This is a genomic window from Pseudomonas sp. NBRC 111127 (assembly GCF_001320345.1).
Lineage (GTDB): Bacteria > Pseudomonadota > Gammaproteobacteria > Pseudomonadales > Pseudomonadaceae > Aquipseudomonas > Aquipseudomonas juntendi.
In genome coordinates this window covers 1-10,145 of the sequence record NZ_BCBD01000187.1, presented here as the reverse complement: position 1 = coordinate 10,145, position 10,145 = coordinate 1, and the positions used below count along the sequence as shown (strand labels likewise).

10 protein-coding genes are annotated in these 10,145 nt (G+C 63.6%); 8 read left to right on the top strand and 2 right to left on the bottom strand.

Translation table 11 applies throughout. The annotated features are described in order from the left end of the window. The 8 genes from APH30_RS23970 to APH30_RS23935 form a co-directional block, all read left to right on the top strand. On the top strand, positions 1-974 hold a 974-nt coding region (locus APH30_RS23970), incomplete at its 5' end, for a dihydroorotase (RefSeq protein ID WP_054913959.1). A gap of 227 nt (positions 975-1,201) precedes the next feature. Then, complete coding sequence (gene hslV, locus APH30_RS23965; RefSeq protein WP_009682353.1) at positions 1,202-1,732, top strand: ATP-dependent protease subunit HslV; 531 nt, start codon at positions 1,202-1,204, stop codon at positions 1,730-1,732. Between the two features lie 76 nt (positions 1,733-1,808). Continuing rightward, positions 1,809-3,152 (top strand): ATP-dependent protease ATPase subunit HslU, encoded by a 1,344-nt coding sequence (gene hslU, locus APH30_RS23960; protein ID WP_054913958.1) that lies wholly within the window; start codon positions 1,809-1,811, stop codon positions 3,150-3,152. Positions 3,153-3,295: 143 nt separating this feature from the next. Further along, positions 3,296-3,673 (top strand): gamma-butyrobetaine hydroxylase-like domain-containing protein, encoded by a 378-nt coding sequence (locus APH30_RS23955; RefSeq protein ID WP_029886361.1) that lies wholly within the window; start codon positions 3,296-3,298, stop codon positions 3,671-3,673. 267 nt (positions 3,674-3,940) lie between these two features. Next, entirely contained in the window at positions 3,941-5,620 is a 1,680-nt protein-coding gene (gene phaC, locus APH30_RS23950; RefSeq protein ID WP_054913957.1) for a class II poly(R)-hydroxyalkanoic acid synthase, read from the top strand. Between the two features lie 62 nt (positions 5,621-5,682). Continuing rightward, the gene (gene phaZ, locus APH30_RS23945; protein ID WP_029886363.1) at positions 5,683-6,534 is read left to right on the top strand and encodes a poly(3-hydroxyalkanoate) depolymerase; all 852 of its coding nucleotides are present in this window, start codon (positions 5,683-5,685) and stop codon (positions 6,532-6,534) included. Between the two features lie 58 nt (positions 6,535-6,592). Next, positions 6,593-8,275 carry a class II poly(R)-hydroxyalkanoic acid synthase gene (phaC, locus tag APH30_RS23940; RefSeq protein ID WP_054913956.1) on the top strand — a complete coding sequence of 561 codons (1,683 nt, stop codon included), beginning with the start codon at positions 6,593-6,595 and terminating at the stop codon, positions 8,273-8,275. A gap of 13 nt (positions 8,276-8,288) precedes the next feature. Next, a complete protein-coding gene (locus APH30_RS23935) occupies positions 8,289-8,903 on the top strand; it encodes a TetR/AcrR family transcriptional regulator (protein WP_054913955.1) in 615 nt (204 codons plus the stop codon). Positions 8,904-9,014: 111 nt separating this feature from the next. On the opposite strand, the gene APH30_RS23930 is transcribed toward APH30_RS23935, so the two are convergent. Both APH30_RS23930 and APH30_RS23925 read right to left on the bottom strand, forming a co-directional pair. Further along, a complete protein-coding gene (locus tag APH30_RS23930) occupies positions 9,015-9,806 on the bottom strand; it encodes a phasin family protein (protein WP_054913954.1) in 792 nt (263 codons plus the stop codon). A gap of 10 nt (positions 9,807-9,816) precedes the next feature. Beyond that, on the bottom strand, positions 9,817-10,145 hold a 329-nt coding region (locus tag APH30_RS23925; protein WP_054913953.1), incomplete at its 5' end, for a phasin family protein.

Here is a 10,145-nt window from a genome sequence, read left to right as displayed (position 1 = left end):
TGGACACCTCGGCCGTGGCCGAGCTGATTCTCGACCGTGCCCGCGAAGCGGCCAACAGCAAGGTCTACCCGATCGGCGCCCTGACCAAGGGCCTGGAAGGCGAGCAACTGGCGGAGCTGGTGGCCCTGCGTGACACCGGCTGCGTGGCATTCGGCAACGGCCTGAAGGAAATCCCCAACAACCGTACCCTGGCCCGCGCCCTGGAGTATGCCGCCACCTTCGACCTGACCGTGGTGTTCCATTCCCAGGACCGCGACCTGGCCCAGGGCGGCCTGGCCCACGAAGGCGCCATGGCCAGTTTCCTTGGCTTGCCGGGCATTCCGGAAAGCGCCGAAACCGTTGCCTTGGCGCGCAACCTGCTGCTGGTCGAGCAGAGTGGCGTGCGCGCGCACTTCAGCCAGATTACCAGCGCCCGTGGCGCGCGGCTGATCGCCCAGGCCCAGGCACTTGGCCTGCCGGTAACCGCTGACGTGGCGCTGTACCAGCTGATTCTCACCGACGAGTCGCTGCGCGAGTTCTCCAGCCTGTACCACGTGCAGCCACCGCTGCGTACTGCTGCTGACCGTGACGGCCTGCGTGAAGCGGTCAAGTCTGGCGTGATCCAGGCGATTTCCAGCCACCACCAGCCGCACGAACGCGATGCCAAGCTGGCCCCGTTCGGTGCTACCGAACCGGGTATCAGCAGCGTCGAGTTGCTGCTGCCGCTGGCCATGACCCTGGTGCAGGACGGCCTGCTCGACCTGCCCACCCTGCTCGCCCGCCTGAGCAGCGGCCCGGCTGCCGCCCTGCGCCTGCCTGCGGGTGAGTTGAAGGCAGGCGGCGCGGCCGACCTGGTGCTGTTCGACCCGCAAGCCTCGACCGTTGCCGGCGAGCAATGGCTGTCGCGGGGTGAGAACTGCCCGTTCATCGGCCACTGCCTGCCGGGTGCGGTGCGCTATACCTTGGTCGATGGGCACGTTTGCCACGAGGCCTGAGGGCTAGCTGCAAGCTGCAAGTCGAAAGTTGCAAGAAGAAGCAAGCCTCCCACGGATCTGCTTTTTCTTGCCGCTTGTAGCTTGTAGCTTGCAGCTTGAAGAAGAAGCAAGCCACCCACCGATCTGCTTTTTCTTGTCGCTTGTGGCTTGAAGCTTGAAACTCTCCCCCCCACCCCCATATGAGTCTGCATCAGGCACTTTCGCCCCGCTGCGTGGAGACTCTCCCCTTGACCACCATCGTTTCTGTCCGCCGTAACGGCAAAGTCGTCATGGGCGGCGACGGCCAGGTATCCCTCGGCAACACGGTAATGAAAGGCAACGCCAAGAAAGTGCGCCGCCTGTACCACGGCCAGGTCATCGCCGGCTTCGCCGGTGCCACCGCCGACGCATTCACCCTGTTCGAGCGCTTTGAAGGGCAGTTGGAGAAACACCAGGGCCACCTGATCCGTGCCGCCGTCGAGCTGGCCAAGGAATGGCGTACCGACCGCTCCCTGAGCCGCCTGGAGGCCATGCTGGCCGTGGCCAACAAGGATGCCTCGCTGATCATCACCGGCAACGGCGACGTGGTCGAACCCGAAGATGGCCTGATCGCCATGGGTTCCGGTGGTGCCTATGCCCAGGCTGCCGCCCGCGCACTGCTGAACAAGACCGACCTCTCGGCCCGTGAAATCGCCGAGACCGCCCTGAACATCGCCGGCGACATCTGCGTGTTCACCAACCATAACCTGACCATCGAGGAGCAGGACCTGGCCGACTGACTCAGCTGTTCTGGCGCCCCATCCCGGTGATGGGGCTTTTCCACGCTGACTCATCTGCCCAAGGACCCAATTGATCATGTCCATGACCCCCCGCGAGATCGTCCACGAACTCAACCGCCACATCATCGGCCAGGACGACGCCAAGCGCGCCGTGGCCATTGCCCTGCGCAACCGCTGGCGGCGGATGCAGCTGCCGGCTGAGCTGCGCGCCGAAGTGACGCCGAAGAACATCCTGATGATCGGCCCGACCGGTGTCGGCAAGACCGAAATCGCCCGCCGCCTGGCCAAGCTGGCCAACGCCCCGTTCCTCAAGGTCGAAGCCACCAAGTTCACCGAGGTCGGCTACGTCGGCCGTGACGTCGAGTCGATCATCCGCGACCTGGCCGATGCCGCACTGAAGATGCTGCGCGAGCAGGAGATCATCCGCGTGCGCCACCGCGCCGAAGACGCCGCCGAAGACCGTATCCTCGATGCCCTGCTGCCACAGGCGCGGGTGACCAGCTTCAGCGAGGAAGCCGCGCAGACCAGTAGCGACTCCAACACCCGCCAGCTGTTCCGCAAGCGCCTGCGCGAAGGCCAGCTGGATGACAAGGAAATCGAGATCGAAGTCGCCGATGCCGTAGGTGTCGAAATTGCCGCGCCGCCCGGCATGGAAGAAATGACCAACCAGCTGCAAAGCCTGTTCGCCAACATGGGCAAGGGCAAGCGCAAGGCGCGCAAGCTGAAGGTCAAAGAAGCGCTGAAGATGGTCCGCGATGAAGAAGCGGGCCGCCTGGTCAACGAAGAAGAGCTCAAGGCCAAGGCCCTGGAAGCGGTCGAGCAGCACGGTATCGTGTTCATCGACGAAATCGACAAGGTCGCCAAGCGCGGCAATGTGGGCGGTGCCGATGTTTCCCGTGAAGGCGTGCAGCGCGACCTGCTGCCGCTGATCGAAGGCTGCACCGTCAACACCAAGCTGGGTATGGTCAAGACCGACCACATCCTGTTCATTGCCTCGGGCGCGTTCCACCTGAGCAAGCCCAGCGACCTGGTACCCGAGCTGCAAGGCCGCCTGCCGATCCGTGTAGAGCTCAAGGCACTGACCCCGGAAGACTTCGAGCGTATTCTGCGCGAGCCGCACGCGTCGTTGACCGAACAGTACCAGGCGCTGCTGAAAACCGAAGGCCTGAACATCGAGTTCGTCGCCGACGGCATCAAGCGCCTGGCCGAAATTGCCTATCAGGTCAACGAGAAAACCGAGAACATCGGTGCCCGTCGCCTGCATACCCTGCTGGAGCGCCTGCTTGAAGAGGTGTCGTTCAGTGCCGGTGACCTGGCCAGCGCCCATGACGAAACGCCGATCCAGATCGACGCGGCCTATGTGAACAGCCACCTGGGTGAGCTGGCGCAGAACGAAGACCTGTCGCGTTACATCCTGTAAGCGGCAAGCTGCAAGCGACGAGCTGTTAGGCGTCGCTTGCAGCACCGCAAAACATGGCCGTTACATGTCTTGGCCATCTCCTCTTGCAGCTTGAGGCTTGAAGCTTGAAGCTTGAGTCCTGTCGCCAAGAAGAGATTCAGCCCATGGCCCGCATGCCCACCGCCATCAACCTGCACAAAGCCTCGAAAACCCTCAGCCTTACCTATGCGCCCGGTGAGGTCTACACCCTGCCTGCCGAGTTTCTGCGCGTGCACTCCCCCTCCGCCGAGGTCCAAGGCCACGGCAACCCCATCCTGCAATTCGGCAAGCTCAACGTCGGCCTCAGCGGCATCGAGCCAGCCGGCCAATATGCACTGAAACTGACCTTCGACGACGGCCATGACAGCGGCCTGTTCACCTGGGAATACCTGGAACAGCTGTGCCTGCGCCAAAACGAGCTGTGGGCCGAATACCTCGACGAGCTGCACAAGGCCGGCAAGTCCCGCGACCCGGCGGAGTCGGTCGTCAAATTCATGCTCTAGCGCAAGGGCTGCAAGGTTTAGAGCGCATTTTCTAGATTCATCTGTTTGAATGGCTGACAGACGGCCCAGTGACGGGCTGTCTTGCGCATTACATGAAAGTCGGGTAACCAATGTGAGTGGCAAGTTCCCTGCATCACGCTGCAGGTATACAGAACCCCGCAGCACCGCTGTTCCTTATCACTGGTCACCCGAGTAGCAGTACCGGGCTCAGGGCTGTGCCCCCGTCACAGCAACCGGTACTCGTCTCAGGACAACGGAGCGTCGTAGATGAGTAACAAGAACAACGATGAGCTGCAGCGGCAGGCCTCGGAAAACACCCTGGGGCTGAACCCGATCATCGGCATTCGCCGCAAAGACCTGTTGAGTTCGGCACGCACCGTATTGCGCCAGGCCGTGCGCCAACCGCTGCACAGCGCAAAGCATGTGGCCCATTTTGGCCTGGAACTGAAAAACGTCCTGCTGGGCAAATCCAGCCTGGCCCCGAGTAGCGACGACCGACGCTTCAACGACCCGGCCTGGAGCAGCAACCCGCTGTACCGCCGCTACCTGCAGACGTATCTGGCCTGGCGCAACGAACTGCAGGACTGGATCGGCAGCAGTGACCTGTCACCTCAGGACATCAGCCGCGGCCAGTTCGTCATCAACCTGATGACCGAAGCCATGGCGCCGACCAACACCTTGTCCAACCCGGCGGCGGTCAAGCGCTTCTTCGAGACCGGTGGCAAGAGCCTGCTCGACGGCCTATCCAACCTGGCCAAGGACATGGTCAACAACGGCGGCATGCCTAGCCAGGTGAACATGGACGCCTTCGAGGTGGGCAAGAACCTGGGCACCAGCGAAGGCGCGGTGGTGTACCGCAATGATGTGCTGGAACTTATCCAGTACAGCCCGATCACCGAACAGGTGCACGCCCGGCCACTGCTGGTGGTGCCGCCGCAGATCAACAAGTTCTACGTATTCGACCTGAGCCCGGAAAAGAGCCTGGCCCGTTTTTGCCTGCGCTCGCAGCAGCAAACCTTCATCATCAGCTGGCGCAACCCGACCAAGGCCCAGCGTGAATGGGGCTTGTCCACCTACATCGACGCACTCAAGGAAGCCGTCGACGCCGTATTGGCGATTACCGGCAGCAAGGACCTGAACATGCTTGGTGCCTGCTCTGGCGGCATCACCTGCACGGCACTGGTAGGGCACTACGCAGCCCTTGGCGAGCACAAGGTCAATGCCCTGACCCTGCTGGTCAGCGTGCTGGACACCACGATGGATACCCAGGTGGCGCTGTTCGTCGACGAGCAGACCCTGGAAGCCGCCAAGCGCCACTCCTACCAGGCCGGTGTGCTGGAAGGCAGCGAGATGGCCAAGGTGTTCGCCTGGATGCGCCCCAACGACCTGATCTGGAACTACTGGGTGAACAACTACCTGCTCGGCAACGAGCCGCCGGTGTTCGACATCCTGTTCTGGAACAACGACACCACGCGCCTGCCCGCCGCCTTCCATGGCGACCTGATCGAAATGTTCAAGACCAACCCGCTGACGCGCCCCAACGCCCTGGAAGTGTGCGGCACCCCCATCGACCTGAAAAACGTGCAGTGCGACATTTTCAGCGTGGCGGGTACCGCTGACCACATTACCCCGTGGCAGTCGTGCTACCGCTCGGCCCACCTGTTCGGGGGCAAGATCGAGTTCGTGCTGTCCAACAGCGGGCATATCCAGAGCATTCTCAACCCGCCGGGCAACCCCAAGGCACGCTTCATGACCGGTGACGACCGCCCGGGTGATCCGCTGGCCTGGCAGGAAAATGCCACCAAGCATGCCGACTCCTGGTGGCTGCACTGGCAAGGCTGGCTGGCCGAGCGCGCAGGCGAACTGAAAAAAGCGCCGATCCGCCTGGGCAACCGTGCCTATGCTGCGGGCGAGGCGGCCCCAGGCACCTACGTTCACGAGCGTTGAGTGGCAGCGCCGTGGCGGCCCGCAGGGCGCCACGGTGTTCATTTCACCCAAGAGTCACGCGCATGACGCAACCGTATATCTTCCGGACCGTCGAGCTGGACAACCAGTCCATCCGCACCGCCGTCCGCCCCGGCAAGCCGCACTTGACGCCGCTGCTGATCTTCAATGGCATCGGCGCCAACCTGGAGCTGGTATTCCCGTTCATCGAAGCACTGGACCCGGACCTGGAAGTGATCGCTTTCGACGTACCCGGTGTCGGCGGCTCGTCCACCCCACGCCACCCGTATCGCTTCCCCGGGCTGGCCAAGCTGACGGCACGGATGCTCGATTACCTCGATTACGGCCAGGTCAATGTGATTGGCGTGTCCTGGGGCGGTGCCCTGGCCCAGCAGTTCGCCCACGACTACCCCGAACGCTGCAGGAAGCTGATACTCGCCGCCACTGCCGCCGGTGCCGTGATGGTACCCGGCAAGCCCAAGGTGCTGTGGATGATGGCCAGCCCCAGGCGCTATGTGCAGCCGTCGCATGTCTTGCGCATTGCCCCGCTGATCTACGGCGGCGGTTTTCGCCGGGACCCAGAGCTGGCCATGCACCACGCAGCCAAGGTGCGCTCCGGCGGCAAGATGGGCTACTACTGGCAGCTGTTCGCCGGCCTGGGCTGGACCAGCATTCACTGGCTGCACAAGATCCAGCAGCCGACCCTGGTGCTGGCGGGCGACGACGACCCGCTGATCCCGCTGGTCAACATGCGCCTGCTGGCCTGGCGGATTCCCAACGCCGAGCTACATATTATCGACGACGGCCATTTGTTCCTGATTACCCGAGCCGAGGCTGTCGCGCCAATCATCATGAAGTTCCTGCAGCAAGAACGTCAGCGCGCCGTGATGCACCCGCGCCCGGCCTCGGGAGGGTAAGCGCCAGCACCGCGAAAGGGGCTAAAACGCGCAATGGGTCAGACAAGGGAGTGTTGCCATGACAGACAAACCGGCCAAAGGATCGCAAACGCTCCCTGCCGGCAGAATGACCGTGCAGCATGCCATGCTCGGCCTGCGCGGCCGCGACCTGCTGGCCACGCTACGCAATGTCGGCCGCCACGGGCTGCGCCATCCGTTGCATACCGCCCATCACCTGCTGGCCCTTGGCGGGCAACTGGGGCGGGTGATGCTGGGCGATTCACCGCTTCAACCCAACCCGCGTGACAACCGGTTCAGCGACCCTGCATGGAGCCTGAACCCGTTCTACCGCCGAGGCCTGCAAGCCTACCTGGCCTGGCAGCAGCAGACCCGCCAGTGGATCGACGAAAGCCAGCTGCATGACGATGACCGGGCCCGCGCCCACGTTCTGTTCAACCTGCTCAACGACGCGCTGGCCCCCAGCAACTCGCTGCTCAACCCGCTGGCCGTGAAGGAACTGTTCAACACCGGTGGCCAGAGCCTGGTGCGCGGCCTGGCCCACCTGCTCGAAGACCTGCGCCACAACGATGGCCTGCCGCGCCAGGTCGATGAGCGGGCCTTCGACGTGGGCCGCAACCTCGCCGCCACCCCTGGGGCCGTGGTGTTTCGCAACGAGCTGCTGGAGCTGATCCAGTACCGGCCGATGAGTGAAAAACAGCACAGCCGCCCGCTGTTGGTGGTGCCGCCGCAGATCAACAAGTTCTATATCTTCGACCTGAGCACGAACAACAGCTTCGTCCAGTACATGCTCAAGAACAACTTGCAGGTATTCATGGTCAGCTGGCGCAACCCAGACCCGCGCCACCGTGAATGGGGCCTGTCCAGCTACGTGCAGGCGTTGGAAGAAGCCCTGGATGCCTGCCGCCGCATCAGCGGCAACCGCGACCCCAACCTCATGGGCGCTTGCGCCGGCGGCCTGACCATGGCCGCCTTGCAAGGCCACCTGCAAGCCAGGAACCAGTTGCGCCGGGTGCGCAGTGCCACCTACCTGGTCAGCCTGCTGGACAGCAAGTTCGACAGCCCGGCCAGCCTGTTCGCCGACGAGCAGACCCTGCAGGCAGCCAAACGCCGCTCTCACCAGCGCGGCGTGCTGGACGGCGCCGAAGTGGCGCGGGTCTTTGCCTGGATGCGCCCCAACGACCTGATCTGGAACTACTGGGTCAACAACTACCTGCTCGGCAAGACACCGCCTGCGTTCGACATTCTCTACTGGAACGCCGACAGCACGCGCCTGCCTGCCGCATTGCATGGCGACCTGCTGGATTTCTTCAAGCTCAACCCGTTGACCTACCCGGCCGGGCTGGAGGTCTGCGGCACGCCAATCGACCTGCAACAGGTCAGCGTGGACAGTTTTACCGTTGCCGGCAGCAACGACCACATCACCCCTTGGGACGCGGTGTACCGGTCGGCCTTGCTGCTGGGCGGTGAGCGCCGCTTCGTGCTGGCCAACAGCGGGCATATCCAGAGCATCATCAACCCGCCAGGCAACCCAAAGGCCTATTACCTGACCAACCCCAGCCTGAGCAGTGACCCGCGCGCCTGGTTCCACGAGGCTACGCGCAGCGAGGGTAGCTGGTGGCCGTTGTGGCTGGCGTGGATCACCCAGCGCTCCGGGCCGCTCAAGGCGCCACGCAACGACCTGGGCAACGCCCCCCACCCGCCCTTGGCCCCTGCGCCCGGCACCTATGTGCTGACCCGATGAGCAGAGCGACCGGATGAAAACCCGCGATCGTATCCTTGAGTGCGCCCTGCAGCTGTTCAACCAGCAAGGCGAGCCGAACGTATCGACCCTGGAGATTGCCAACGAGCTGGGTATCAGCCCGGGCAACCTCTACTTCCACTTCCACGGCAAGGAGCCCCTGGTACTGGGGTTGTTCGAGCGCTTCGAAGAAGCGCTGATGCCGCTGCTGGACCCGCCGCTGGAAGTGCGCCTGGATGCCGAGGACTACTGGCTGTTCCTGCACCTGATCGTCGAGCGCATGGCGCAGTACCGGTTTCTGTTCCAGGACCTGTCGAACCTGACCGGGCGCCTGCCCAAGCTGGCCCGCGGCATGCGCAGCCTGATCAACGCCCTGAAGCGCACGCTGGCGGCACTGCTGGCCAGCCTCAAGGGCCAGGGCCTGGTACAGAGTGACACCCAGGCCTTGGGGCAACTGGTGGAACAGATCACCCTGACGCTGCTGTTCTCGCTGGATTACCAGCGGGTGCTGGGGCGCGCAGGGGATGTGGGAATCGTGGTGTACCAGGTGATGATGCTGGTGGCGCCGCACCTGCAGGCTCAGGCCCGGGGGGCAGCCGAGCAGTTGGCGATGAAGTATCTGGAGGACTAGCCCTGCAGGGGCTGTGCTGCCGCCGCCAACGCATTCGCGGGTGAACCCGCGCCTACAGGGTTGTGCTGTACCTGTAGGGGCGGGGCCACCCGCGAAGAGGGCGTTGCGGTATCAGATCAGGGTACCGGTCCCATTGGCCGCCGACGGCGTGTTGCTGGCCGGGGCTGCAGCCGGGGCCGGGGCATCGGTTGCGGCAGGTGCAGCGCTGGCCGCCGGCTTGGCCGGTGCTTTCTTCGCTGCAGGCTTCCTGGCTGCTGCCGGTTTGGCTGCTGCCGGCTTTGCCGCAGGCTTGGCGGCAGGTTTCGCTGCTGCCGTCTTGCTTGCAGGTTTGGCAGCCGTAGGCTTGGTCGCAGGTTTTGCCGCGGCCGCCTTGGCTGCAGGTTTCGCCGCAGCGGTTTTGACTGCGGGTTTGGCCGCTGCCGCCTTGGCCAGTGGCTTGGCTGCCGCCTTGCTGGCTGCCGGCTTGGCTGCGGCCCCACGCGACGAAACCGGCGCCACCGAGGCACCGGTCAGCTTCTCGATCTGCTTGGTCAGGCTGTCTACCTGCTGGTGCAGGGCCTTGATTTCGTTGCGGCTCGGTACACCCAGGCGCGAGATGGCGCTGTTCAGGCGTTTATCGAAAGCCTCTTCGAGTTCGCTCCACTTGCCCAGCGCCCGGTCCTTCACGCCAGACACCCGCGAAGTGGTCGAAGACTTGGCGCTTTCGGCCACATCTTCGGCGCTCTTCTTGGCCTGCTTTTCGGCCTTCTCGCCATCTTTCACCAGCGAGTCGAAAAGCTTGGGGCCGTCCTGGTCGATCTTCGAATAGATACCCAGCCCCGCCAGCCAGATCTTGCGGGAGTACTTTTCGATCCCGCCGACCCAGGAGCTGCCTGCTTTGTCGGTATTCTTCTTGCCAGCCATCCTGCTCTCCTTATGGTTTGTGCGCGACGCGCTCAAGCAGCTCGTGCAGCTGTTCAAGCTTGATCGACAGCGCCTCAACGTCATGTTTAGACGGTATGCCAAGGCGATTCAAGGCGCGCCCTACCCGTGCGTCGAAAGCTTTTTCGATCTTGTCGAGTTGAATTTCTACCTTGCCACGTACGCGGCTCACTTCCTGGGCGGCGTCATCGATCTGCTGGTTGGCGGCGTCCAGCTCTTTATCGATGCGCTTCTTGCCCCGCTTCTCGACACCTTCGCCGGCCTTGACCAGCGCCTGGAAATAGTCGGCGCCTTCGTGGCCGACACGCGCATAGGCGCCGA